Annotated in this window: 25 protein-coding genes; 20 read left to right on the plus strand and 5 right to left on the minus strand. The window is 59.2% G+C overall.

All coding sequences use genetic code 11. From position 1 onward, the window contains the following. Positions 1-54: 54 nt before the first annotated feature. A complete protein-coding gene (locus V8N38_RS08065; RefSeq protein ID WP_060440314.1) occupies positions 55-891 on the plus strand; it encodes a hypothetical protein in 837 nt (278 codons plus the stop codon). A gap of 37 nt (positions 892-928) precedes the next feature. Here V8N38_RS08065 and ybjG read toward each other — a convergent pair whose 3' ends face one another. Continuing rightward, positions 929-1534, minus strand: a complete 606-nt coding sequence (ybjG, locus tag V8N38_RS08070; protein ID WP_060440718.1) for an undecaprenyl-diphosphate phosphatase — start codon at positions 1532-1534, stop codon at positions 929-931. A 5-nt stretch (positions 1535-1539) separates the two neighbouring features. Then, positions 1540-2274: a phosphatase PAP2 family protein gene (locus V8N38_RS08075; RefSeq protein ID WP_060440313.1), complete on the minus strand. Its 735-nt coding sequence runs from the start codon at positions 2272-2274 to the stop codon at positions 1540-1542. Positions 2275-2421: 147 nt separating this feature from the next. Between V8N38_RS08075 and V8N38_RS08080 the strand changes: the two genes are divergently transcribed. After that, complete coding sequence (locus V8N38_RS08080) at positions 2422-3267, plus strand: 5'-methylthioadenosine/S-adenosylhomocysteine nucleosidase (RefSeq protein ID WP_060429826.1); 846 nt, start codon at positions 2422-2424, stop codon at positions 3265-3267. Positions 3268-3407: 140 nt separating this feature from the next. Continuing rightward, positions 3408-3920: a serine protease inhibitor ecotin gene (gene eco, locus V8N38_RS08085; RefSeq protein WP_049202226.1), complete on the plus strand. Its 513-nt coding sequence runs from the start codon at positions 3408-3410 to the stop codon at positions 3918-3920. A 55-nt stretch (positions 3921-3975) separates the two neighbouring features. On the opposite strand, the gene V8N38_RS08090 is transcribed toward eco, so the two are convergent. Then, the gene (locus V8N38_RS08090; protein ID WP_222706163.1) at positions 3976-4881 is read right to left on the minus strand and encodes a LysR family transcriptional regulator; all 906 of its coding nucleotides are present in this window, start codon (positions 4879-4881) and stop codon (positions 3976-3978) included. Between the two features lie 58 nt (positions 4882-4939). Between V8N38_RS08090 and V8N38_RS08095 the strand changes: the two genes are divergently transcribed. From V8N38_RS08095 to V8N38_RS08125, 7 genes are all read left to right on the plus strand, one after another. After that, entirely contained in the window at positions 4940-6109 is a 1170-nt protein-coding gene (locus tag V8N38_RS08095; RefSeq protein ID WP_147839509.1) for a four-carbon acid sugar kinase family protein, read from the plus strand. Next, entirely contained in the window at positions 6106-7107 is a 1002-nt protein-coding gene (gene pdxA, locus V8N38_RS08100; RefSeq protein WP_087762243.1) for a 4-hydroxythreonine-4-phosphate dehydrogenase PdxA, read from the plus strand. Before V8N38_RS08095 ends, pdxA begins: the two co-directional genes overlap by 4 nt. A gap of 32 nt (positions 7108-7139) precedes the next feature. Next, entirely contained in the window at positions 7140-7832 is a 693-nt protein-coding gene (locus V8N38_RS08105; RefSeq protein WP_049202222.1) for a 4-hydroxythreonine-4-phosphate dehydrogenase, read from the plus strand. Between the two features lie 183 nt (positions 7833-8015). Continuing rightward, positions 8016-8366: a hypothetical protein gene (locus V8N38_RS08110; protein ID WP_126180655.1), complete on the plus strand. Its 351-nt coding sequence runs from the start codon at positions 8016-8018 to the stop codon at positions 8364-8366. Between the two features lie 380 nt (positions 8367-8746). Beyond that, entirely contained in the window at positions 8747-10228 is a 1482-nt protein-coding gene (locus V8N38_RS08115; RefSeq protein WP_147839508.1) for a phospholipase, read from the plus strand. Continuing rightward, on the plus strand, positions 10225-10998 hold the full coding sequence (locus tag V8N38_RS08120; RefSeq protein ID WP_147839507.1) for an ankyrin repeat domain-containing protein: 774 nt from the start codon (positions 10225-10227) through the stop codon (positions 10996-10998). Before V8N38_RS08115 ends, V8N38_RS08120 begins: the two co-directional genes overlap by 4 nt. A gap of 89 nt (positions 10999-11087) precedes the next feature. Further along, complete coding sequence (locus V8N38_RS08125) at positions 11088-11831, plus strand: ankyrin repeat domain-containing protein (protein WP_147839506.1); 744 nt, start codon at positions 11088-11090, stop codon at positions 11829-11831. A 464-nt stretch (positions 11832-12295) separates the two neighbouring features. Here the strand turns inward: V8N38_RS08125 and V8N38_RS08130 are convergent, their stop codons facing one another. After that, positions 12296-13984, minus strand: coding sequence for an aspartate:alanine antiporter (locus tag V8N38_RS08130; RefSeq protein WP_047728000.1), 1689 nt, complete (start codon positions 13982-13984; stop codon positions 12296-12298). A gap of 293 nt (positions 13985-14277) precedes the next feature. Here V8N38_RS08130 and V8N38_RS08135 point away from each other — a divergent pair, with 293 nt between their 5' ends. Then, positions 14278-14667 carry an inner membrane protein YbjM gene (locus V8N38_RS08135; RefSeq protein ID WP_033637808.1) on the plus strand — a complete coding sequence of 130 codons (390 nt, stop codon included), beginning with the start codon at positions 14278-14280 and terminating at the stop codon, positions 14665-14667. A 44-nt stretch (positions 14668-14711) separates the two neighbouring features. On the opposite strand, the gene V8N38_RS08140 is transcribed toward V8N38_RS08135, so the two are convergent. After that, positions 14712-14975: a GrxA family glutaredoxin gene (locus V8N38_RS08140; protein ID WP_004938676.1), complete on the minus strand. Its 264-nt coding sequence runs from the start codon at positions 14973-14975 to the stop codon at positions 14712-14714. A gap of 230 nt (positions 14976-15205) precedes the next feature. On the opposite strand from V8N38_RS08140, the gene V8N38_RS08145 reads away from it, so the two are divergent. From V8N38_RS08145 to rlmC, 9 genes are all read left to right on the plus strand, one after another. Then, entirely contained in the window at positions 15206-15508 is a 303-nt protein-coding gene (locus V8N38_RS08145) for a YbjC family protein (protein ID WP_033646672.1), read from the plus strand. Positions 15509-15564: 56 nt separating this feature from the next. Then, the gene (gene rimK, locus V8N38_RS08150; RefSeq protein ID WP_038880682.1) at positions 15565-16467 is read left to right on the plus strand and encodes a 30S ribosomal protein S6--L-glutamate ligase; all 903 of its coding nucleotides are present in this window, start codon (positions 15565-15567) and stop codon (positions 16465-16467) included. A 136-nt stretch (positions 16468-16603) separates the two neighbouring features. After that, positions 16604-17083 carry a YbjN domain-containing protein gene (locus V8N38_RS08155; protein WP_004938666.1) on the plus strand — a complete coding sequence of 160 codons (480 nt, stop codon included), beginning with the start codon at positions 16604-16606 and terminating at the stop codon, positions 17081-17083. Between the two features lie 406 nt (positions 17084-17489). Next, a complete protein-coding gene (gene potF, locus V8N38_RS08160; protein ID WP_048233230.1) occupies positions 17490-18599 on the plus strand; it encodes a spermidine/putrescine ABC transporter substrate-binding protein PotF in 1110 nt (369 codons plus the stop codon). 122 nt (positions 18600-18721) lie between these two features. Next, positions 18722-19855: a putrescine ABC transporter ATP-binding subunit PotG gene (potG, locus tag V8N38_RS08165; RefSeq protein WP_049202214.1), complete on the plus strand. Its 1134-nt coding sequence runs from the start codon at positions 18722-18724 to the stop codon at positions 19853-19855. A gap of 24 nt (positions 19856-19879) precedes the next feature. Beyond that, positions 19880-20842 (plus strand): putrescine ABC transporter permease PotH, encoded by a 963-nt coding sequence (gene potH, locus V8N38_RS08170; protein ID WP_049202213.1) that lies wholly within the window; start codon positions 19880-19882, stop codon positions 20840-20842. Then, positions 20839-21684: a putrescine ABC transporter permease PotI gene (gene potI, locus V8N38_RS08175; protein ID WP_025302238.1), complete on the plus strand. Its 846-nt coding sequence runs from the start codon at positions 20839-20841 to the stop codon at positions 21682-21684. The genes potH and potI overlap by 4 nt, the downstream gene beginning before the upstream one ends. A 104-nt stretch (positions 21685-21788) precedes the next feature. Beyond that, positions 21789-22268 carry a YbjO family protein gene (locus V8N38_RS08180; RefSeq protein WP_047727995.1) on the plus strand — a complete coding sequence of 160 codons (480 nt, stop codon included), beginning with the start codon at positions 21789-21791 and terminating at the stop codon, positions 22266-22268. A gap of 69 nt (positions 22269-22337) precedes the next feature. Beyond that, the gene (rlmC, locus tag V8N38_RS08185) at positions 22338-23468 is read left to right on the plus strand and encodes a 23S rRNA (uracil(747)-C(5))-methyltransferase RlmC (RefSeq protein WP_087762254.1); all 1131 of its coding nucleotides are present in this window, start codon (positions 22338-22340) and stop codon (positions 23466-23468) included. Positions 23469-23489 lie beyond the last annotated feature (21 nt).

The raw sequence follows: 23489 nt of genomic DNA on the forward strand, positions 1-23489 counted from the left end.
AAATAACATTTAAGGGCTCGCGGCCTGCGCGGGCGCAACGTCGAGGGAAAAAAGATGAAGATCAACATCGATCTGGCTCCTGAAGCTTTCGGGGCGCATCGGCAGGAACTGTTCCGCAATGCGGATTTCGCGGTGAGCACGCATCGCTGCACAGAACGCGGGCCGATGCTGACGTTGGCGAATCATCGTGGCGCACTGACGGTTTTGCCGTATCAGGGCCTCGCGATCTGGGACGCCGAGTTTGACGGTTATTCGCTGAAGTCGGGCCGCCGCAGCGTAAAGGGCGCCGGAAGAAAGCGCGCTGACGATGCCGCGTTCTGTCCTGCCTGGCCGAATCAGGACGGTGAGCCGCTGCAGATGCAACGCGTGTGGCTCCAACTGGCGGGCGATGAGCTGACGTTGCACGGCGAGGGGGAGCGGGCGGGTGGGCGTTGGCGCATCGGCCCGGCGCTGCGTCTGGCGGCGCAGAGCGCGCAGTTCGCCATTGAGATGACGGTCACCAACCTGGCCGAGCGGCCGCAGCCGCTGCGCTATGTGTGTCGCCTCAACTACGGCTGCATTCCCGACGCGGTATTCCGTCAGAACCTGCCGGCGCCGGCGCTGTTGGGGGATGCGCTCGGGCAGGAACTGCTGTGCTCCGACGATCTGTCGCGCTATGTGGATCAGGCCGAGTTCTTTATGCTGGCACCGCAAGGCCGGCGCTATGTGACGCGCTTCGCTACCGGGCAATTCAACTATGGCCTGCGGCGCATCGCCGTTCAGGGCAACCGGCGGCTGCTGGCTTTTATCCAGCCGGCGAACTGTCGCCCGAATGCGCTGGAGGAAGAGGCGGGAATGATGCTGGGGGCGGGAAAAACGCGGGCGTTTTGCGTGACCACCGGCGTGGTGTGAAATAACGGGGCGGTAACGCCCCGGTCATGTTGTGCAGTTACTCTTTCACCCAGCCACGGCGAATGGCGAAGGCGAACAGGAAACGATACAGGCGCGACAGCTTGTCGGCGATGACATCGCCGAACAGATTCCACACCAGCTGGGCGAACAGACAGCCGACCAGGCCGAGCAGGAAACCGCCGACCATATCCAGCGGCCAGTGCACGCCGAGGTAAACGCGTGACCAGGCGATGCCGACGGCGACGATCATCAGCAGCACGCCGGACCAGACCCGGTGCCAGAACAGGAACGCCAGCGCAAAGGTAAAGATGGCGGTACCGTGATCGCTTGGGAACGAGCTGTCCGGCGCATGTGCCAGGAAGGTATAGCCAACGCCGGCGACGAACGGGCGCTCATGCGGCAGCAGCGCGCCGATGGTGGCGGCGGCGAGCATGGCGAACAGCAGCGCGATAGTGGTTTTCGCCACCACCTGACGCTGCGAAACCAGCTGGCTTTGCGGCCCCCACAGCCACAGGCCGACGATCAGCAGCGGCACGATGATGATCAGATCGCGCGCCAAAAAGGTGGCGAAATCGATCGTCCACTCGGGAGACGCCGGGGTCGCATTGATCCAGGCGAAAAGAAAATGGTTCAACTGTTCCATAACCGTTACCTCGTCTTGCGGCGCCAATAGCCGCTAACCGTCCAATAAATAGCCAACTGGCTTAACCAAACCCACCAACCCGCCCACAGGTTATGGGTAAGAAAATGGGCGCCGCGCATGATCTGGCCAAAGCCCATCAGCATGCCGAGCGCAATGCCGCCGCACCAGCACCACCAGGCCAGGCGCGGACGCTGCGGATAAAACAGGAAAAACAACGCCATGACCGCGAAACCGCTCGAGGCGTGCCCGCCGGGGAAGCAGCGGCCGGGGCCCGGCAGCGCCGGTACCGCGCCGAACAGCGGGAAGGACATCGCTTTGCCGCCGTACTCGATCAGATCCCACGGGCAGGAGTGCGCGCTGGTGGCCTTGAGAATGCCTACCACCAACGGGCCGATCCCGATCAACAGCATGGTCACGATCAGGCGCGCACTGCGGCGATAGATGCCCCAAAACAGCGTCAGTACCGCCCCGACGATCACTATTTGCTTCAGCAGGCGGTGGTTGATCAGATCCAGCCAATAATTGTTTTGCCACGGGAAATGCCCGCTGGCGGGATCGTACCAATAATTGCTGATCGCCCAGTCCAGCTGTTCGTTGCGGGAGAGCCACAGGAACAGCAGGCCGCTGATCAGCAGGCCAAAAACCTGCCAACGGTAAAAGGATGCCGGCAGGGAGTAAAGGGCGGTTGTCTTAATTTGCGGTGCCGTTGAGGATTGATTTAATGACGATTCTGGATTCACGCGCAGGCTCGGTGGCAGGATTGAATAACGCCACTGTAATAATTCTGTCTTAAGAAAACCTTAGTCCACCGGTAAGAAAACCCTATCCGAGGCCACCGCCTTCGGCTAAGGTAATCGTTTGCTTTTTTTCGGGATGAGAATGTGGTGATGCAGAATAAAGCGCGTGTCTTACTGTTGGCGGCTGCCGGTGCGGCCTTTTCTCCGCTGAGCTTTGGCCAACCTGCGGCGGCCGGGCCGATCGTGGTGCAGGGCGCCATGCCGGTGGAGGCGGAACGTTTTGCCCAGCGGTTGGAAAACCCGCGCGAGGAGCAGATCGGCGGCTGGCGCTTTTGGCACGGCACCGTAGACGGCTACCCGGTGGTGGTGTCGGAGACGCTGAAGGGCATGTCCAACGCCGCGGCGGCCACGGCGATCGCCGCCACGCAGTTTCACCCGGTGGCGATCATCAACCAGGGTACCGCCGGCGGCCATGATCCGGCACTGAAAGTATATGACATCGTGCTGGGCAAATATTCGGTCAATCTCGGGGCGTTCAAAACGCCGGCCAAGGCGTTGGGGGAAGGCAGCGACTCGCGGCAGTGGCAGCCGATGGATCTGTTGGCTTCCAAAGGCAGCGCCGGCGAGGACAAAAAGGCGCACAGCCTGCGTCAGTTTCCCGCCGACCCCAACCTGCTGGCGATTGCGCAAAGCGTTAAGAGCGATTACCGACAGGGCAAGGTCGTGGAAGGGGTGATCGGCTCGGCCGACGTATGGAACAGCGAGCTGGATCGCATTCGCTATTTCCACGACCGCTACCGGACGTCGGTCGAAGAGATGGAGACCGCCTCCGCCGCGCAGATCGCCGCCGAGTTCAAGGTGCCGTTCGTCGGCATTCGCGTGTTGTCCAACAACATCACCAATCAGGGCAAATACGATCCGCAAACCGGGCTGGCATGCCAGGATTATGTCTATCAGGTGGTGAAGGCCTATGTTGCCAACCTGAAGAAACGCTGAGTCATTACTCCGGTTAATCGGCGATATCAGGCGATTGTCACTATTGATCGCCTATTGTAAAGAAGATTAAACCTGTGGCGAGCTTGGCTGTAGTGTATTAGTTTATAGGCGGATTATTTGACAACGTGTAGGGATAAAACATGAACAAGGCATCCGTTGTATTTTCTGGCCTGCTGATGGCCGTTTCCGCCGGCGCCATGGCGGCGACCTCTGGCGATGATGCGGATATCAGCAAACAGCCGCTGGAAAAAATCGCGCCTTACCCGAAAGCCGAGAAGGGCATGAACCGCCAGGTGATCTACCTGCCGAAGCAAGAGCACGAAGAGAACTACAAGGTGGAGCTGCTGATCGGCAAGACGCTGGAAGTGGACTGCAACCGCCACATGATTGGCGGCACGCTGGAGACCAAAACCCTCTCCGGCTGGGGCTATGACTACCTGGTGCTGGAGAAGCTGTCCGATCCGGCCTCCACGCTGATGGGCTGCCCGGACAACACCAAGACCAAGCAATTCATCGCCGCCAACCTGGGTGATGCCGCGATGCAGCGCTACAACAGCCGCCTGCCGATCGTGGTGTACGCGCCGAAAGACGCGGAAGTGAAATACCGCATCTGGAAAGCCGAAGATACCGTAAGCCAGGCCGAACAGAAGTAATCGCCGCCTGACGCCACTCCGCTTGCCCTGCGCGGCAGGCGGAGACTTCTCCCCGTTACGCTTTTTTTTCGCCCACCAACACCGCCCGTTCGGTTTCTTCCCCCATGGCGATCAGCCAATCCAACACCGTTGAGAATATCGCATCCTCCTGGCCGTCGGCCTGAGTCATCAGCACGTAATCCGTTCCGTCAGGCGCAAAGCCATATGGCGCCACCAGTGCGCCATTGACGATATCATCCGCCACCAGCGCCAACGGGCCGATCCCGATACCGGCACCGGCGACCGCCGCCTGCAGGCTGAGATAGAAATGTTCGAAACGCAGCTCGTTGCCCGGCCGGATCTCGATGCCGCTGTAGGCACACCAGTCGCGCCAGGCGTACGGGCGCGTCTCGGTGTGGAGCAGGGTACCGCGCAGTTCACGCCCCGCCGCGGCATGCTCCCGGCGGCATACCGGGCCGACCCGTTCTTTGAGGAACGGGCGGGCGAGCACGTCGTCGGCGATCGGGAAATCGTTGCGGCGGATCGCCAGATCGATGCCTTCACGCGAGAAGGCGACGGCGCCGCCGGCGGAGACCAGCTGCAGATCGCGTTCTTTCCCCACCGCCTGCTGCAAACCGGCCAGACGCGGGATCAGCCAGCGGATCAGAAAGGTCGGCTCGCAGGAGATCACCAACGGGCGATTCTGATGATGCCGGCAGGCGCGGTCGATCGCCGACTGCAGGTTGTCCAGCCCCCGGCCGATCTCGCTCGCCAGCTCTTGCGCCTGCGGCGTCGGGTGCACCATGCGGCTGGTGCGTTGAAACAGCGCGAATCCCAGGGTCTGCTCGAATTCGCGCACCGCACGGCTGACGGCGCCGTCGGTAACGTTGAGAGATTTGGCGGCTTTCGACACGCTGCCGTACCGCACCGTAGCTTCGAAAGCCCGCAATACCGCCAGGTTAGGCAATCTTCGTTGACGCACTGTGCCCCCTTTTGATTGAGTTTTTATCAATCATTGATACTACGCAAATCGTTTTTTATTGCCAGCCAAATCCGCCAAAGTGTGCATCACTTTCCACTTACGGGTAACTGCGATGATTGCCATTCTCGCCGATGATCTTACCAGCGCGCTCGACGGCGCGGCCCCGTTCGCCGCACGCGGACTGAATGCCTGCGTCATGCTGCGCCTGCCCGATGCCGCGTTGCAGGGCGCTGAGATCGTCGCCTTCGATTTAGATTCCCGCTTCGTTTCGCCGGAGCAGGCGGAGCGGCGTTTTCGCCATGCCGCCGCCTGCGTGAAACCGGCGCGCCTCATCTACAAAACGGTGGATTCCACGCTGCGTGGCAATCTGGGGCCGGAAACGCGCGGGGCGCTGACGGGCAGCGGGCGCCGTCTCGCCATCGTCGCGCCGGCCTTCCCGGATGCCGGCCGCACCACGGTGGGCGGCCGGCAATACGTCGACGGCGTCGCGCTGGAGCAGACCGCCTTTGCGCGCGATCCGAAGAACCCGATCGTCACCGGCTACGTCATGGAGCGCATGGCGGGGCTGGAGCCGACGCGCTTTCAGGTATTCGACGCCGCAGACAACGGCGAGCTGGATGAGGTCGTGAGGCGGATCGGCATTGCCGAACCGGTGGTGTGGGTGGGATCGCCGGGTCTGGCGGCGGCGCTGTCGCGTGCGTTGTCCTCGGAGGAGAACGCGCCGCCCGCTCAACCGCCGCTGCGAGCCCGCAAGGTGCTGGTGGCGATTGGCAGCCTGCATCCGGCGAATGACGCCCAGCTGGCAAGCCTGCGGCAGGCGGGCGCGGTGCTGGTCACGCTGCCGGAAGCGGCCGATCCCGAGGCGGTAGCGCAAGAGGTGCGAGCGGCGTTTGCGCGTGCCGATGTGGTTTGCCTGATGTCGCCCCGGTCGCGAGCGGCCACGGCGGATCATGCCGCTGCGCTGGGCGCGGTCGTCAGCCGTTGCACGCCCGCCTTCGACGGGCTGGTGGCGACCGGCGGCGATACCGCGCGGCGCATCGTCGACGCCATGGCGGCCGGCTCATTGACGCTGTTCGGTGAGGTGGAACCCGGCGTGCCTTTCGGGTTGTTAAATCTGCCGGGCCGCAGGCTGCCGTTCGCCACCAAGGCGGGCGGTTTTGGCCGGGCTGCCACGTTGTTGAACTGCGTAACCCGGTTGCGCGCTGACCGAGAAGGAGAAGAACGATGACCCTTTCCACCTTGCCGCTGGCGATAACCATGGGCGATCCCGCCGGCATCGGGCCGGAGATCATCGCCAAACTGGCGGCCACAGAGCGGTTGAGCACGCCTTATGTAGTGATTGGCGATGCCGGTGCCCTGGCGCGCGCGGCGGCCAGTCTGGGGCTGACGCTGCACATCCGCGAGCTGCCCGCCTCGCTGGCGGGATGGGACGAAGCCTGGATGCGGGGAGAAACCGCCGTCTATTCCGCCGGCGTTGCGCTGCCGGCGGACTTGCCCCTCGGCAGGCTCGATAAGCGCGCGGGCGCGGCGTCTTATGCCTGGGTGGTTGCCGCCATCGATCTGGCGTTGGCGGGGCGTATCGCCGGCATCGTCACCGCGCCGCTGAACAAGGAGGCGATGCGCCTGGCGGGGATCGATTATCCGGGGCACACCGAGATCCTGGCGGCGCGCTCGGGCACCCAGGACTTCGCCATGATGCTGGCCAACGACGAGCTGCGGGTGATCCTGGTTTCCATTCACGTTTCGCTGCGGGACGCCATCGACGCGGCGACCGTGGAAAACGAACTGCGCGCGTTTCATCTGGCGCAAACGGCCTGTCGGGCGTTAGGCATAGCGAAACCGCGCATTGCGGTGGCCGGCCTGAATCCGCACGCCGGGGAGAATGGCCTGTTCGGCCGCGAAGATCTTGACGTCATCGTGCCCGCCATCGCCCTGGCGCGGGAACAGGGGTTGGACGTCAGCGGCCCCTGGCCCGGCGATACCGTTTTCATGCGCGCCCGGCGCGGGGAGTTCGACATCGTGGTCGCCCAATATCACGACCAGGGCCTGATCCCGGTGAAATATCTCGGGGTGGATCATGGCGTTAACGTCACCGTCGGCCTGCCGTTTATCCGCACCTCGGTCGACCACGGTACGGCGTTCGATATCGCGGGCAGCGGACGGGCGGAACACGCCAGCCTGCTGTACGCCTTCCGGCAGGCGGAAAAAATGTTGCACGCCCAATAACTCATATCACCTGAAGACAATAAGGAAACACCATGCACACACCCGAGTTTATTTTCATGCTGACGCGCAACGACAGCACGGTGCCCGATGCGCAAGCGCGGCTACCAGAGGTGCTGGCTGCCGGCGTGAAGCATATCGGCTTTAAGGATATCGGCCTGCCGCTGGATCAACTCAAACAGTTGGCGCAGGCGATCCACGCCGGTGGCGCCACCGCTTATCTGGAAGTGGTTAGCCTGGATGAGGAAAGCGAGATGAATTCGGCGCGCGCGGCGCTGGCGTTGGGCGTTGATGTATTGATGGGGGGAACGCGGCCGGAAAGCGTGCTGCCGATCATTCGTCAGTCTGGCCTACGCTACTATCCGTTTGCCGGCCGCATCAGCGGCCACCCCAGCGTGCTGGAAGGTGACATTGACGATATTGTCGCCAGCGCCCGCCAGCGCGCCGCTTTACCGGGCGTGACAGGGCTGGATCTGCTGGCCTACCGCTTTGCCGGCGACGTGCCGACGTTGATTCGGCGGGTGTGCGATGCGGTCGACAAACCGGTTTATATCGCCGGCTCTATCGACCGCGAAGATCGCATCGCCGCCGTGGTGACGGGCAATGCGGTTGGCTTCACCGTCGGTACCGCGGCGCTGGACGGTGTGTTTCCCGCCGATAAGCCGGGGCTGACGGCGCAAGTCAACGCCGTGAAATGCCTGATTGGCAATGTGATCCGCAAACTGTAACGCGTCTCCATTCGGTTCTTTCCACGGCGATGGGGCGGTTATCTCATTCGTTGAATCATTAATTTGTATGGCTTCTCTTTTTAATGCTCTAGCGAGCAGGCACGCCCTTGGGCGCTCGCCGACGTTTACCCGGCAAAACAGCGTAATTGCCGCCAGGTTCAATATATATAGAGGGAGTGAAAAATGAATAAAGGGTTAGGGAGTGCCGTTGTGGCGGTGAGCCTGTTGTTAACCGGCTGCGATACCTTCAGCCTGCTGCGCGATCAAAAGATCGCCGAGGCCTTTCACGTCGGCGCCGACAAGCGCTCGGTCAGCCGGGATTTCGGCGCGCCGATCGCCACCCGGCCGACGCTGAACGGCCAGGGCGTGTGCCACGACTATAACCACCGCTTGCCGAACGGCACCGTGACGCCGTTCTACGTCGGCTTCAGAAACAGCGACGGCAAAGTGGTGGCCTTTGGCCCCACCACCTGCGGGGAAGCGCAGGCCAACGGCAATCTGAACAGTGATGAACCTATCAAACAGCGGTTCTAAACGGGCGTTGCTGCGCCGGCCTGGGCCGGCGCAGCAAAAGCAGCCCAGCAACGTCGGGTGTGCCATTTTTCTTTTTCTCTATATCCCTTCTGATTCTCCGCCAGACTTTTATCTGAGATTTATTTTCCTATGGCGTTTGCCAGACGCCGCTGCCGAAAAACGCCACTGCATGAATTTCCTCCACCGAGTGTTACGGTGTGAACAGCAAGACAACAAAGCAATCTTTGCTGAATTGTGCTAGTTTTTCGAACATTCACGGACATGCAGTGACCTGCAAGATAAGGATATCCAATGCGTTATCGTTCGCTAAATCTCGGCGAGGTGACAAGGAAAGGGGCCGGAACGCCGCCCCAGGGAAGCGACGTACGGACTGGTGCCGTATGAAGCTGCTCTCTCTCTTTTCTGAACACACGGCGCCGGAAAGTTTCTCCCGGATACTCACCCCGACACAAGCGTGCCATGAGCTGGAACGGCATTATCTGTTCGGCGGCGCAGCCGGCATATCGATAAGCAGCCGGTATTCCATAACCCGTAATACTCAATCCGGTATTGGCGTCACCGGTTATCGTGAGGACGCGATTGTGAAGCGCAGCGTGTTCGATGATCTCAACCGGGGCGGTTTGCTGGCGATTGATGAGGAAATAGGCGCCTGGACGCCGACCAAATACGCGTTTTACGTCGACGCGGAAGGCCGATTACAGCGCTATCCCGGCAGCTCTCTTCCTGCCTTTTATCCTACAGGGCGCGTGATCGCCCGCTATGAAGAAATGGTCAGCCGCTATGGCCGGCGGGCAAAACCGACGGTGCTGCCGGCGAGGCAGAATACGACCCGGAATCCCCCTCTGCAGCAAGCCATCGCTACCGCAGTGGCAACCGTTGCCGCCACGGTACAGGCCATTCGTCCGATGACCAAGGCAGAACGCTGGCAAGAACGCCAGTACCTGATAGGGCGAGGCAACCGCAGCATTTACCCGGATGCGCGCATGGCGGCACAGCGATTGGCGGAGAACAACGTCGCGGTCGAAAAAGCGAAGCTGGCTGAGAATGTTTACAAGACCACTAACCCGCTCAAGGACACGATAGACATCCCTGAGGGCTGGAAGGACATCAGTAACAATGATGGGGCGCTGGGCCGGCTTGGTTTGAGCAGTAACATGCTTTATGACAAACCAATGAATCCTGACTTTTTAGCCCGAGTTTATCAGCCAGACGAAAGTGTCTTTGGCAAGGCGATGAACCCGACGGTGGTATTCCGCGGATCGCGGGCACCCGAGTTCCCGGAGGGAATAAGCCGCGCAACCCAAAAAGCCTTAATAAGGGGTGACTTATCAGGCATTAAAAATCTCAGTGACTGGAAAAACAACGGTGCTCAGGGAATAGGGCTTAATTCTGAATACTACAAAAAAGCGGTTGGTATTGGCGATAAAATTTCAAAGGTATCCAATATCGACGTTGCAGGTCACTCATTAGGCGGTGGCATGGCGTCTGCTGCCTCCATGGCCAGCGGCAAGCCAGCTTGGACGTTTAATGCCGCTGGATTGCATGCGGGAACCGTAGAAAAATACGGCGGCTCTATAATAGGTAGTGTCGATAATATTCAGGCGTATCGCGTGAAAGGGGAGCTGTTGACCAAGCTGCAGGAGGTTGATTTGTGGGAGGATGCCAAAGACCTCAAATTTTATCCGCCGGCGGTTATGGCGAAAGAACGGTTGTCCATGTTGGCGCCTGACGCCGTGGGAGTAAAACACACGCTTTCCGGTGGAACAGGCTCACTGCTGGATAAGCACGGTATAGACCAGGCGATACAATGCATTGAAAATGAAAAAGACGATGACATTGCCACAATCAAGGGAAGAATATGAAAAAACTTATTCTCATTATCACGATGGTAGTGTCTACGCTCATCATGCAGGGGTGCGAAAAAGGTATGGATTTACAACCGCAGTATTATTTTGACGGTCAGCAATTGGACATTGCCAAAGCCATTTATGATGGTGACAGGCCGCAGTTGGATAAACAGTTATCATCAGTAAACAAAGAGATCTTAAATCGTCCAGCTAAGGAAGAAATGACCTTATTGTTCTGGGCAATAAACAATGCCATCTATGATAAAACCACACCTGAAAGGCTGAAAATTATCACTGATTTGGTAAAAGCCGGCGCAGATCCTTTACAGCCTCAACCCAACACGCCAGGTAGCCCAGCTGAATTTGTTATGAAAGCGGATAAAGGTATCTGGATACAGGCTATGTTAGAGGGCGGACTTTCTCCAAATGCTAGGGATAAGGTTCATAATCAACCCATTATATTTAATAGCATCTTTGCAAAAAACACAGAAACATTAGAGGTCATGTTGGAGCATGGTGCTGATATAAATATAAGAAATTCACTGGGTGATACGCTGCTCATCGATGCTTTAGACTATCACTCCTATGACCACGTCATTCTTCTTTTAGAAAAAGGTGCCGATAGCGATATAAGAGGCAACTCGGGTTGGACGATGGGCAATCAACTGCAACGGCTGATTAATAGGAGTCAGGACGGCAGTGAGGCGAAAGCGTCTCTTGAGCGCATCAAAGACGAGCTAATTAAGCGTGGCGGGAAATGGCCGCCTGCTCCTGTCAGTAAATAAGCTGTTCTCAGTATCCCAAGGGTGTAGAGGGATACTGATACGGTAATAAAGCAAAGTTGGGCCGTGGTTATGTTAAAAATGGAGATGGCATGAGGCACAGCACTCTTATCATTATCATGTTGCTGTCGATGCTCATGATGCAGGGATGCGAACAAGGTAGGGATCTACAACCACAGGATTACTTTGAAGGTAAGCAGCTGGACATCGCCAAGATCATCTACGAGGGTGACAGGCAAAAGCTGGATAAGGTTTTACCGACGGTAAGCAAAGAAACGTTAAATCGGCCGGCCAAGGCGGAGATGACGTTATTATTCTGGGCGATAAATAACGCTATCTTTGACAAGAACACGCCAGAGCGGCTCAAGATCATTACGGCTCTGATCAAGGCGGGAGCAGACCCACTGCAGCCAAGAGCTGAGGGGGGGAGTAGCCCAGCTGAATTTGTTATGAAGGCGGACAAAGGCGTCTGGATACAGGCCATGCTGGAAGGTGGCCTTTCTCCAAACGCCAGAGATAAGGTTCATAATCAACCTATTATTTTTGAAAGTTTTGAAGCGAAGAATACCGAAACATTAAAGGTGCTGATTGCGTACAAAGCTGATGTTAATATCAAAGGGTCTATGAACAGAACTCCATTAATTAATGCGCTGTATAACAGTTGCCCTGAGCACATTGAGGTTCTTTTGGCTCATGGCGCTAACCCCTTAGCCAAAGATGATTTTAATGACAGCTTCCTTTCTCTGATTTCTGCGGAAATAGCCAAAGGGGATAAGAGTAATGCGTACATAAAAAAGCTAATTAAAATTAAAGAAAAAATAAAACAGGTGAATTAGTTTGCCTCGAGTCTCATGGCGGACAATGCTGGCACTTCCCCCAGTGCACTTCCATGACGTGATGACATACAGGGAATGAGCCACCAAAGAGCACCCAGCTGATGGTGACGAGAGTGGTGCTGTTAAGAGCCGTTTTTGGCGCCACCGAACAGTGGCGAACCCACAAGCAGCGTTTCTATTTTGAAACCTGCACATTGATGGGGATGCTGGCGTAAGCGACACCCAGAGGCAGGATGCTTTATGTCTGACGACGAGGCAGCGACAGCAGGTATTGCGGGCTGTTTCAGGCAACAAAAAACCCGATAATCTTGAACCTAAAAGGCGGGATTATCGGGCTCCACAAAATGGGGACATCAAAGAAAAGCAGTGGCACTAATTCAGACTGCGGCCCCCAACGAAAGTTCTGGCCGGCAACAAAAAAATCAAAATATTTTTATCGCTGATCCATCTCTCCCGCTAATCGATCAGCCGAGTATCCCCGGCCATAGCACCACGATGAGTGAACCCGCCAGCGTTAACAGCACGTTAGCGATGGCGTAGGTGCCGGCATAGCCCAGCGCCGGGATATTGCTGCGTGCGGTGTCGCTGATGATCTCCATCGCCGGTGCGCAGGTGCGGGCGCCCATAATGGCGCCGAACAGCAGGGCGCGGTTCATGCGCAGCACGTAGGCGCCGAACAGGAAGCAGATAACCACCGGCACCAGGCTGACGATCAGCCCGGCAATCAGCATCTGGCCGCCGACCGCGCCCAGGCTATGGCCGATGCCGGCGCCGGCGCTCAGGCCCACGCCCGCCATAAACACCATCAGGCCGAATTCTTTCACCATGTTCAGCGCGCCCTGCGGAATGTAGCCGAAGGTCGGGTGGTTGGCGCGCAGGAAGCCGAGCATGATGCCGGACATCAGCAGGCCGGCGGCGTTGCCGATGCCAAACGAGAAGTTACTGAACTGAATGGTGATCTGGCCGATCAGCAGGCCGATGATGAAGAAGGCGCAGAACGCCAGCAGGTCGGTCACCTGGCTGTGGATCGAGATAAAGCCAATCTTCTCCGCTACGCTCTTCACCCGGCGCGCGTCGCCGCTCACCTGCAGCACGTCGCCTTTGTTGAGCACGATGCTGTCGTCGATCGGCATTTCGATCTGGCTGCGGATCACGCGGTTGAGGAAGCAGCCGTGATCGGTCAGCTTCAGCTGGCTCAGGCGCTTGTTCACCGCGTTGCTGTTCTTCACCACGATCTCTTCGGTCACGATGCGCATGTCGAGCAGATCGCGATCGAACACTTCCTTGCCGTTGCGGAAGCTCGGGTCCAGCCGCGCGTGGGCGTCCGGGTAGCCGACCAGCGAGATCTCGTCGCCCACCTGCAGCACCGCGTCACCGTCCGGGTTGGCCAGAATGCCGTTGCGGCGGATGCGTTCGATGTAACAGCCGGTCTGGCGGTAGATGCCCAGTTCGCGCAGGTTCTTGCCGTCGGCCCAGGCCACCAGCTCGGGGCCGACGCGGTAGGCGCGGATCACCGGCAGGTAGACCTTGCGCTGGCTGTCGGTGTCCAGGCCGCGTTCGCGGGCGATCTGCTGGGCAGAGGTGGACAGGTCCTGGTGCTGCAGCTTCGGCAGGTAGCGCGCGCCGAAGATCAGGCTGACCAGACCGATCAGGTAGGTGAGAGCGTAGCCGAGGCTCAGATGATCCTGCGCCGCCAGCAGCGCCGGGCCGTTGACGATGGTGTTGCGCAGCGTGTCACCGGCGCCCACCAGCACCGGCGTCGAAGTCATCGAGCCGGCCAGCATGCCGGCGGTCAGGCCGATGTCCCAGTGGAACAGCTTGCCGAGACCGATGGCGAGCACCATCGCCGAGCCGACCATCACCAGCGCCAGCATCAGGTAGTTTTTGCCGTCGCGGAAGAAAATCGAGAAAAAGTTGGGCCCGGCTTCCACGCCGACGCAGAAAATAAACAGCATAAAGCCGAGATTCAGCGCCTCGGTGTTAATGGCGAAGTGTTGCTGGCCGAGCAGCAGCGAAACCACCAAAACGCCAATGGAATTACCGAGTTGGACGGAGCCCAGACGGAGTTTACCGAGGCACAGCCCCAGTGCGAGTACCACGAACAGTAACAGAATGTAGTTACCGTTTAACAAACTAGCGACGTTTATGTTCACGGAGGATAACTTATTGTTTACCAGTAAGTGCTTGATATAGATAACTATAAGAGATAAATTCAGCCTTAAAACGACGTCATAAATCACCACCAGCGTAAGGCGAAGCGAACCATCGTTCGGCGGCGTTCATTCTAGACGCTATGACCGATGACAGCCAGCACAGAAAGCTGATTTCCTGCGCCGCCGTGCGCATTTAACTCTCTTTTGACCAAGGAAAAAATTCGGTTCAGCGTCTCCGCGCGGGGGCCAGGCCGATTTCTATTGATGCAGTAATTGGGCGGGGGAGAATTCGCATGACGAGTTATAGATATTGGCTGGGCATTCTCAGCTGTTTTCTGTTGTTCAGCCTGGTGTTTCTCGGCCAGCAAACCGGCCTGTTCGGTAGCACGGATCATGAGCACCACGGTGAAACCGGCCTGCTGCTGTTTGTGATCCCCGGTGCGATCGCCAGCTATCTGTCGAGCCGCAAGCGGCTGCTTTGCCCGCTGCTCGGCGCGCTGTATGCGCTGCCGCTGTGCCTGCTGATCCGCCACTTTTGGCTGACGCCGTCCTCTTCGTTCTGGCAGGAGCTGGCTTATGCCACCAGCGCGGTGTTCTGGTGCGTGTTTGGCGCGATGCTGATGCTGTTCGCCCTCGGCCTGTTGCAGACGCTGCAGCAGCTGCACCGGCGGCAGCGGCAATAAAAAAAGGCGCGTTAAGCGCCTTTTTGTCTTTGTCGTTCAAAAACTTACTGGAACAGGTTCAGGTGTTCTTTGGCGTAAGCTTCGAAATCGGTGCAACCGCCGATGTGCTTCTCATCCAGGAAGATCTGCGGCACGGTTTCAACCGGTTTGCCGACGGTTTTTTCCAGATCGGCCTTGGTGATGCCTTCCGCGTGGATGTCAACGTAACGGAAGTTGAAATCGTCGCGTTCTTCAGTCAGTTTTTCCGCCAGTTCTTTAGCGCGGACACAATAAGGACAGCCAGGACGCCCGAAGATTACTGCAAACATGCAACGCTCCTTAATTGGATTTTCAATAAATTGTTCGCTACCGCAACGACATCCCGTCACCGAAAAGTCATTACCTGCGTCATGATGGCGCCTACTATGCCCGTTGAGGCGGTGAAAAAAAAGCAGGAATTACCTGTTAATCTGATTCATGTAACCAATTAGTCGGCCGGGGCTGTCGCCGCCGACGGGAATTCACTACACTGGGGGCAGACCTTCTGGAGAAGAAAAATATGCGTTCATTCGGTGACTTACCGCGCCCGGTGCTGGTGTTGGAAGGGCTGGGCATCGTGATGCTGGTGTTGGCCTACCTCAGCATTCACGGCCACCTGCAGCTGCCGGGCTGGCTGGCGTCGCAGCAGGCGGCGGTCGGCATGATTTTCCTCGGCGTGGCGCTGATGGTGCCGGCGGCGGCGTTTCTGGTGTGGCGCGTGGTGCAGGGCTTCGGGCCGCTGATGCGCGGCGGTCTGCCGCCGGAAAACGATCGCCGCAAGCCGCAATCGAAAGATAATCAGGACAGCGATCCGCGCGCCTGAGCGCCGCGGCCGCTAACCCGCCTGCCGGGCAGGCGTTGGTCTTTTTGGGGTGACGAGTGAAAATTGCCATTCTTTCTCGCGACGGAACGCTCTACTCATGCAAGCGGCTGCGTGAAGCGGCGGAAGATCGCGGGCACAGCATCGATATTATCGATCCGCTTTCCTGCTACATGAACATCAATCCGGCAGCGCCGACCATTCATTATCGCGGCCGCCAACTGGAGCGTTACGATGCGGTGATCCCGCGCATCGGCTCCGCCATCACCTTTTACGGCACGGCGGTGCTGCGCCAGTTCGAGCTGCTCGGCAGCTACCCGCTAAACGAATCCGTGGCCATTACCCGCGCCCGCGACAAGCTGCGTTCGCTGCAGCTGTTGGCGCGGCAGGGCATCGATCTGCCGATCACCGGCTTCGCCCATTCGCCGGACGACACCGGCGATCTGATCGAATTGGTCGGCGGCGCGCCGCTGGTGGTCAAGCTGGTGGAAGGCACGCAGGGCATCGGCGTGGTGCTGGCGGAAACCCGCCAGGCGGCGGAAAGCGTGATCGACGCCTTTCGCGGCCTGAACGCGCATATCCTGGTGCAAGAATACGTGCGCGAAGCGCAGGGCAGCGATGTGCGCTGCCTGGTGGTGGGCGGCCGGGTGGTGGCCGCCATCGAGCGGCAGGCCAAGCCCGGCGAATTTCGCTCCAACCTGCACCGCGGCGGCACCGCCCGCAAGGTGACCATCACCGCCAGAGAACGGGCGATCGCGGTGAAAGCGGCGAGCACGCTGGGGCTGGACGTCGCCGGGGTGGATATCCTGCGCGCCGAGCGCGGCCCGCTGGTGATGGAGGTCAACGCGTCACCGGGGCTCGAAGGCGTGGAAACCACCACCGGGCTGGACATCGCCGGTATGATGATCGAATACATCGAGCAGCGCGGCCGGCCTGGCTTTCGCCTGAAATCCGGCGGGTGACGGGGCGGGCGGCGCGCTTTTCTCGCCGAGCAATATCTTAATTAGTGAATTAAGCCGCATTGATCGTGGCGTATCGGGTGAATATTCCGTAAGCTATGCGCCTTTTCGCGTATTGAATATTGTGAGGCTGGTTATTATGGATTCACTCATTGTCCCCGATTTGGCGCTGTTGCGGCGCTGGCTGGATCAGTCGGGCATTTCTTTCTTTGAGTGCGATTCCTGCCAGGCGCTGCACCTGCCGCACATGCAGAACTTCGACGGCGTGTTCGACGCCAAGATAGATCTGGTGGACAACGTCATTCTGTTCTCCGCGCTGGCCGAGGTGAAGCCGACCGCGCTGATCCCGCTGGTGGCGGATCTGAGCCAAATCAACGCCAGTTCGCTGACCATCAAAGCCTTTGTCGACATTCAGGACGACAACCTGCCGAAGCTGATCGTCTGCCAGTCACTGAGCGTGGCGGTCGGCATCACCTATGAGCAGTTCACCCACTTTATGCAGCAGGGTGAAGAGCAGGTCTCGATGGTGATCCTCGAAGCGCGGGCGAACGATCTGCTGTTTATGGGGGATGAAGAAGAGATCCCCGCTGGCGCTGTGCGTCAGCCGATGCTGCACTGATCCTCGCCGTACCTTAAGCATGCCGTCGCTCCGGCGGCATGCTGCCGTTATTCCCCTCCGCAATAAAATATTCTGCACTTTGGCCTTTGCCGCCCGATCTTTCTCGCCTTTTGTGCCGTTAATGGCGTATCACATAGAGAAAAACTGCATAAAAAATCGATAAAAGGCGTTTTTTACCCCGGGGGCTGGCGGGTTGCGGTAGCAGCGGCTATGCTGCTGATTCTGCAAAGGGCTTGCGATTTCCCTTGTGACCACGCGAGCAGGGCAGTGAAAAAAGGCACATGCAATCATATGCATAGCCATTCAGTTCGCGGTTGCAACGATTGCGCTCAATCAGGAAAGGTTTTGTATCGCTGCAGATACAAGTTCAATTCTATGATTCACCCTGTTTTGGAGGAAGTTACGGATGGTCACCCAACGTAAAAAGTGGTTATCGGGTGTGGTTGCCGGCCTGCTGATGGCCGCGTCCGTCACGGCGTCAGCCGAAGAGAAAACGCTGCACGTGTATAACTGGTCCGACTATATCGCGCCGGATACCCTGGCCAAATTCCAGAAAGAAACCGGTATCAAGGTGGTGTACGACGTCTTTGACTCCAACGAGGTGTTGGAAGGCAAACTGATGGCGGGCAGCACCGGCTACGATTTGGTGGTTCCTTCGTCCAACTTCCTCGAGCGTCAGTCGCAGGCCGGCATTTTCGAGCCGCTCGACAAGAGCAAAATCCCCAACTACAAAAATCTCGATCCCGAGATGCTGAAGCTGGTGGCGCACAACGACAAGGACAACAAATACGGCATCCCTTACATGATGGTGACCACCGGCATCGGCTATAACGTCGACAAGGTGAAGGCGGTGCTGGGGAAAGACGCGCCGGTCAACAGCTGGGATCTGATCTTCAAGCCGGAAAACCTCGAGAAGCTGAAAAGCTGCGGCGTTTCCTTCCTCGATGCGCCGAGCGAAGTCTACGCCACCGTGCTGCACTACCTGGGTAAAGATCCCAACAGTACCAACGCGGCGGACTATACCGGCGCGGCCAACGATCTGCTGCTGAAGCTGCGGCCGAACATCCGCTATTTCCACTCTTCCCAGTACATCAACGATCTGGCGAACGGCGATATCTGCGTGGCGATCGGCTGGTCCGGCGACGTGATGCAGGCGGCCAACCGCGCCAAAGAGGCGAAGAACGGCGTGAATGTGGCCTATGCGATCCCGAAAGAGGGGGCGCTGACCTACTTCGACATGTTCGCCATGCCGGCGGACGCCAAGAACAAGGATGCTGCCTACCAGTTCCTGAACTTCTTGCTGAAGCCGGACGTGATGGCGGACATCAGCAATCACGTTTACTACGCCAATGCGGTGAAGGATTCCACGCCGCTGGTGAATGCCGAAGTGCGCGATAACCCGAACGTCTATCCGCCGGCCGATGTTCGCGCCAAGCTGTTCACGCTCAACGTGCAGTCGCCGAAGCTGGACCGTGTCATTACCCGCGCATGGACTAAAGTTAAAAGCGGGAAGTGATGATAGGGGGATAGCCCCCTATCGTCGGTAAACCGGCAGGCGGGTGCCCCCGCCTGCATTGCCGTTTTGGGCCACGGCGCTCGCCGTGGTTTTGTGCCGCTTTACGCCGGAGAGCACCCCGATTGAACGACGCCATCCCTCGTCCTCAAGCCAAGTCGCAGAAGGTTTTCACCCCTCTGCTGGAAATCCGTAACCTCACCAAAACCTTCGACGGGCAGAACGCGGTCGAAGACGTCAGCCTTACCATCTACAAGGGCGAAATCTTTGCGCTGCTCGGCCCGTCCGGCTGCGGCAAATCCACCTTGCTGCGCATGCTGGCCGGCTTCGAACAACCCTCGGAAGGGCAGATCGTGCTCGATGGGCAGGATATGTCGCATGTGCCGCCGTACCAGCGGCCGATCAACATGATGTTTCAGTCTTACGCGCTGTTCCCGCATATGACGGTAGAGCAGAACATCGCCTTCGGCCTGAAGCAGGACAAAATGCCGCGGGCAGAAATCGCCGAACGGGTGGCGGAAATGCTGGCGCTGGTGCACATGCAGGAGTTCGCCAGGCGCAAGCCGCACCAGCTTTCCGGCGGCCAGCGGCAGCGGGTGGCGCTGGCGCGCAGCCTGGCCAAGCGGCCGAAGCTGCTGCTGTTGGATGAGCCGATGGGCGCGCTGGACAAGAAGCTGCGCGATCGCATGCAGCTGGAAGTGACCGACATTCTCGAGCGCGTCGGCGTGACCTGCGTGATGGTGACGCACGATCAGGAGGAGGCGATGACCATGGCGGGGCGCATCGCCATCATGAACCGCGGCAAGTTCGTGCAGATCGGCGAGCCGGAAGAGATCTACGAGCATCCGAACAGCCGCTTCAGCGCCGAATTTATCGGCTCGGTCAACGTCTTCGACTGCGTATTGCAGGAGCGGCACGACGACGCGCTGATCTTGCAAAGCCCCGGATTGCGCCATGCGATCAAGGTGGATCCGGACGCTTCGGTGGTGGACGGCGTGCCGATCCAGGTGGCGCTGCGGCCGGAGAAGATCCTGCTGTGCGAACAGGTGCCGGCAGACGGCTGCAACTTCGCGGTGGGGGAAGTGGCGCACATTGCCTACCTGGGCGATCTGTCCATCTATCACGTGAAGCTGCACAGCGGGCAGATTATCAGCGCCCAGCTGCAAAACGGCCACCGTTTCCGCAAGGGGATGCCGACCTGGGGCGATGAAGTGCGTCTGTGCTGGGAAACCGACAGCTGCGTAGTGTTGACAGTGTAGTGGAGCCGGTGAGGAGTAACCCGTATGACCCTGCTTTCTGAACGCACGCCGGAACCGCCGGCCAAAACGCCCGGCACCTTCAAGGCGCTGTTCCACCGCCTGCTGATGGCTCACGGCCGCAAGCTGGTGATCGCGCTGCCGTATTTATGGCTGACGCTGCTGTTCATGCTGCCGTTCCTGATCGTGTTCAAAATCAGCCTGGCGGAGCTGGCGCTGGCGGTGCCGCCCTACACCGAACTGCTGAGCTGGGCGGACGGCAAGCTGAATATCGCGCTCAACTTCGCCAACTACCTACAGCTGACCGACGATCCGCTGTATATCGACGCCTATCTGCAGTCGCTGCGCGTGGCGGCGGTCTCGACGCTGTGCTGCCTGATCATCGGCTATCCGCTGGCCTGGGCGGTGGCCCACAGCAAGGCGTCAACCCGCAACATTCTGCTGCTGCTGGTGATCCTGCCTTCCTGGACCTCGTTCCTGATCCGTGTCTACGCCTGGATGGGCATTCTGAAAAACAACGGCATTCTGAATAACTTTCTGATGTGGCTAGGGGTGATCGACCAGCCGCTGGTGATCCTGCACACCAACCTGGCGGTGTATATCGGCATCGTTTATTCCTATCTGCCGTTTATGGTGCTGCCAATTTACACGGCGCTGATCCGGCTGGATTACTCGCTGGTGGAGGCGTCGCTGGATCTGGGGGCCCGGCCGCTGAAAACCTTCTTCAGCGTGATCGTGCCGCTGACGCGCGGCGGCATCATCGCCGGTTCGATGCTGGTGTTCATTCCAGCGGTGGGCGAGTTCGTGATCCCGGAACTGCTCGGTGGGCCGGACAGCATCATGATCGGCCGCGTGCTGTGGCAGGAGTTCTTCAATAACCGCGACTGGCCGGTGGCCTCGGCGGTCGCTACCATCATGCTGCTGCTGTTGATCGTGCCAATTTTGTGGTTCCACAAACACCAGAACAAGGAAATGGGGGGGCAGGAATGAACAACTTGCCGGTAGTGCGTTCACCGTGGCGCATCGCCATCCTGACGGTCGGCTTTACCTTTCTGTATGCGCCGATGCTGATGCTGGTGATCTACTCCTTCAACAGCTCCAAACTGGTGACGGTGTGGGCCGGTTGGTCCACGCGCTGGTATACCGAACTGTTTCACGACTCGGCGATGATCAGCGCGGTGGGGCTCAGCCTGACCATCGCCGCCGCCTCCGCCACCGCCGCGGTGGTACTGGGCGCCATCGCCGCCGTGGTGATGGTGCGCTTCGGCCGCTTTCGCGGTTCGACCGGTTTTGCGTTTATGTTGACCGCACCGCTGGTGATGCCGGACGTGATCACCGGCCTGTCGCTGCTGCTGCTGTTCGTGGCGATGGGGCACGCCTTCGGCTGGCCGTCGGAACGCGGCATGTTCACCATCTGGCTGGCGCATGTCACCTTCTGTACCGCTTACGTGGCGGTGGTGATCAGCTCGCGCCTGCGCGAGGTGGATCGCTCAATTGAAGAAGCGGCGATGGATTTGGGGGCGCCGCCGCTGAAGGTGTTCTTCGTCATCACCTTGCCGATGATCGCGCCGGCGCTGATCTCCGGCTGGATGCTGGCGTTCACCCTGTCGCTGGACGATCTGGTGATCGCCAGCTTCGTCTCCGGCCCGGGCGCCACCACGCTGCCGATGCTGGTATTCTCCAGCGTGCGCATGGGGGTGAATCCGGAAATTAACGCGTTGGCCAGCCTGATCCTGCTGGTGGTGGGCATTCTCGGCCTGATCGCCTGGTGGTTTATGGCGCGCTCGGAAAAACAACGATCGCGTGAATTACAGCGGGCGGCCCGTAGCTGAATCGTAACAAACCTGCTATTTTTGCAATCAATAAGTATTGCAACTAACTACCTGACTTTACATGCGCCATCTGTATTGGTGGCGCGTCGTAGCGGAACACGGATATGTCAGACATGCTGAAAAGCGGGCAGGGAATGGGATCGACTTCGGATGCGCCGGTGCCGGTGATGGTGGCGGGTACCGCCATGGTCGCGATCAAGTGTATCAGCGTGGTGCTGCTGTTGGGTGAACTGGGCGTCGACGGTGCGCAGGAGTTCGTCAACACCAGCGCGCAGGCGTGGGATTCTACCCTTATTTTTCTGGCCGGCCTGATGCTGCTGTGCCTGCAAATCAGCTGCGGCTTTGCGGTGATGCGCGGCCGCAACTGGGGGCGCTGGGGCTATGTGGTCTGCCAGTGCATCGTGGTGCTTTACCTGCTGTTGGCCACCATCGGCAGCGTTTTCCCCGAGGTGTTTACCGTGGAAGGGGAAACCAGCGGCCAAATCCTGCACGTTCTGATCCTGCAAAAGATCCCCGACGTGGTGATCCTGGCGCTGCTGTTCGTCCCTACCGCCAGCCGCCGCTTCTTCGCCGCGCGCAAGTGAGATTTTAGGCGCGCGGAGTGGTAAACTCTGCGCCCTTAATTCGTCATCCTGAACTTCACGGTAATCTTCATGCATTGCGCTTTGTATACGGCGGGCACCTGCCGTTCCTGTCAGTGGCTGGAAAAGCCCTATCCGCAGCAACTGGCCGACAAACAGCATCACCTGCAATCGTTGCTGGCCGGGCGCGACGTCGCGCAGTGGCTGCAGCCGGTGGCGGGAGAGCTGAGCGCATTTCGCAATAAAGCCAAGATGGTGGTCAGCGGCAGCGTGGAGCGCCCGCTGCTCGGCATGCTGCACCGCGACGGCACGCCGGTCGATCTGAGCGGCTGCCCGCTGTATCCCGCCGCCTTTGCGCCGATGTTTGCGGTGCTGAAAAGCTTTATCGCCCGCGCGGGCCTGACGCCGTATAACGTGGCGCGCAAACGCGGCGAGCTGAAGTACCTGCTGCTGACCGAAAGCACGCTCGACGGCGGCGTGATGCTGCGCTTCGTGCTGCGTTCGGAAACCAAGCTGGCGCAGCTGCGCGCCGCGCTGCCGTGGCTGCAGCAGCAGCTGCCGCAGCTCAAGGTGATCTCCGCCAATATTCAGCCGGTGCACATGGCGATCATGGAAGGGGAGCGCGAGATTGCGCTGACCGAACAGCAGGCGCTGGAGGAGCGGTTCAATCAGGTGCCGCTGTTCATCCGCCCGCAAAGCTTCTTCCAGACCAACCCGCAGGTGGCCGCCGATCTGTATGCCACCGCCCGCGACTGGGTGCGCGCGCTGGGTATCGACAGCATGTGGGATCTGTTCTGCGGCGTCGGCGGTTTCGGCCTGCACTGCGCGCAACCGCAAACGCGGCTGACCGGCATCGAAATCAGCGCAGAAGCGATCGCCTGCGCCCGCCAGTCGGCGCAGCGGTTAGGGCTGCTACACGTAGATTTTCAGGCGCTCGATTCCACCCGCTTCGCCACCGCCGAAGGTCAGGTGCCGCAGCTGGTGCTGGTCAATCCGCCGCGGCGCGGCATCGGCCAGGCGCTGTGCGACTACCTGAGCCAGATGGCGCCGGACTATATTCTTTATTCCAGCTGCAATGCCGAGAGCATGGCGAAAGATATCGAGATGTTGCCGGGGTACCGCATCGAACGGGTGCAGCTGTTTGACATGTTCCCGCATACCGCGCACTACGAAGTGCTGACGCTGTTGGTGCGGATTTTATAAAACATAAGGCCCGGATAACCG

It is taken from the genome of Serratia nevei (assembly GCF_037948395.1).
Classification (GTDB): Bacteria; Pseudomonadota; Gammaproteobacteria; order Enterobacterales; family Enterobacteriaceae; genus Serratia; species Serratia nevei.

Bases quoted from the DNA above. Each gene is read 5' to 3' on its own strand.
- rlmC (WP_087762254.1), top strand. From the start codon at position 22,338: ATGCATTGCGCTTTGTATACGGCGGGCACCTGCCGTTCCTGTCAGTGG.
- V8N38_RS08125 (WP_147839506.1), top strand. From the start codon at position 11,088: ATGAGGCACAGCACTCTTATCATTATCATGTTGCTGTCGATGCTCATG.
- V8N38_RS08180 (WP_047727995.1), top strand. From the start codon at position 21,789: ATGTCAGACATGCTGAAAAGCGGGCAGGGAATGGGATCGACTTCGGAT.
- potF (WP_048233230.1), top strand. From the start codon at position 17,490: ATGGTCACCCAACGTAAAAAGTGGTTATCGGGTGTGGTTGCCGGCCTG.
- potH (WP_049202213.1), top strand. From the start codon at position 19,880: ATGACCCTGCTTTCTGAACGCACGCCGGAACCGCCGGCCAAAACGCCC.
- V8N38_RS08065 (WP_060440314.1), top strand. From the start codon at position 55: ATGAAGATCAACATCGATCTGGCTCCTGAAGCTTTCGGGGCGCATCGG.
- V8N38_RS08115 (WP_147839508.1), top strand. From the start codon at position 8,747: ATGAAGCTGCTCTCTCTCTTTTCTGAACACACGGCGCCGGAAAGTTTC.
- V8N38_RS08135 (WP_033637808.1), top strand. From the start codon at position 14,278: ATGACGAGTTATAGATATTGGCTGGGCATTCTCAGCTGTTTTCTGTTG.
- potI (WP_025302238.1), top strand. From the start codon at position 20,839: ATGAACAACTTGCCGGTAGTGCGTTCACCGTGGCGCATCGCCATCCTG.
- V8N38_RS08110 (WP_126180655.1), top strand. From the start codon at position 8,016: ATGAATAAAGGGTTAGGGAGTGCCGTTGTGGCGGTGAGCCTGTTGTTA.
- ybjG (WP_060440718.1), bottom strand. From the start codon at position 1,534: ATGGAACAGTTGAACCATTTTCTTTTCGCCTGGATCAATGCGACCCCG.
- V8N38_RS08080 (WP_060429826.1), top strand. From the start codon at position 2,422: ATGCAGAATAAAGCGCGTGTCTTACTGTTGGCGGCTGCCGGTGCGGCC.
- eco (WP_049202226.1), top strand. From the start codon at position 3,408: ATGAACAAGGCATCCGTTGTATTTTCTGGCCTGCTGATGGCCGTTTCC.
- V8N38_RS08120 (WP_147839507.1), top strand. From the start codon at position 10,225: ATGAAAAAACTTATTCTCATTATCACGATGGTAGTGTCTACGCTCATC.
- pdxA (WP_087762243.1), top strand. From the start codon at position 6,106: ATGACCCTTTCCACCTTGCCGCTGGCGATAACCATGGGCGATCCCGCC.
- V8N38_RS08145 (WP_033646672.1), top strand. From the start codon at position 15,206: ATGCGTTCATTCGGTGACTTACCGCGCCCGGTGCTGGTGTTGGAAGGG.
- V8N38_RS08105 (WP_049202222.1), top strand. From the start codon at position 7,140: ATGCACACACCCGAGTTTATTTTCATGCTGACGCGCAACGACAGCACG.
- V8N38_RS08155 (WP_004938666.1), top strand. From the start codon at position 16,604: ATGGATTCACTCATTGTCCCCGATTTGGCGCTGTTGCGGCGCTGGCTG.
- V8N38_RS08140 (WP_004938676.1), bottom strand. From the start codon at position 14,975: ATGTTTGCAGTAATCTTCGGGCGTCCTGGCTGTCCTTATTGTGTCCGC.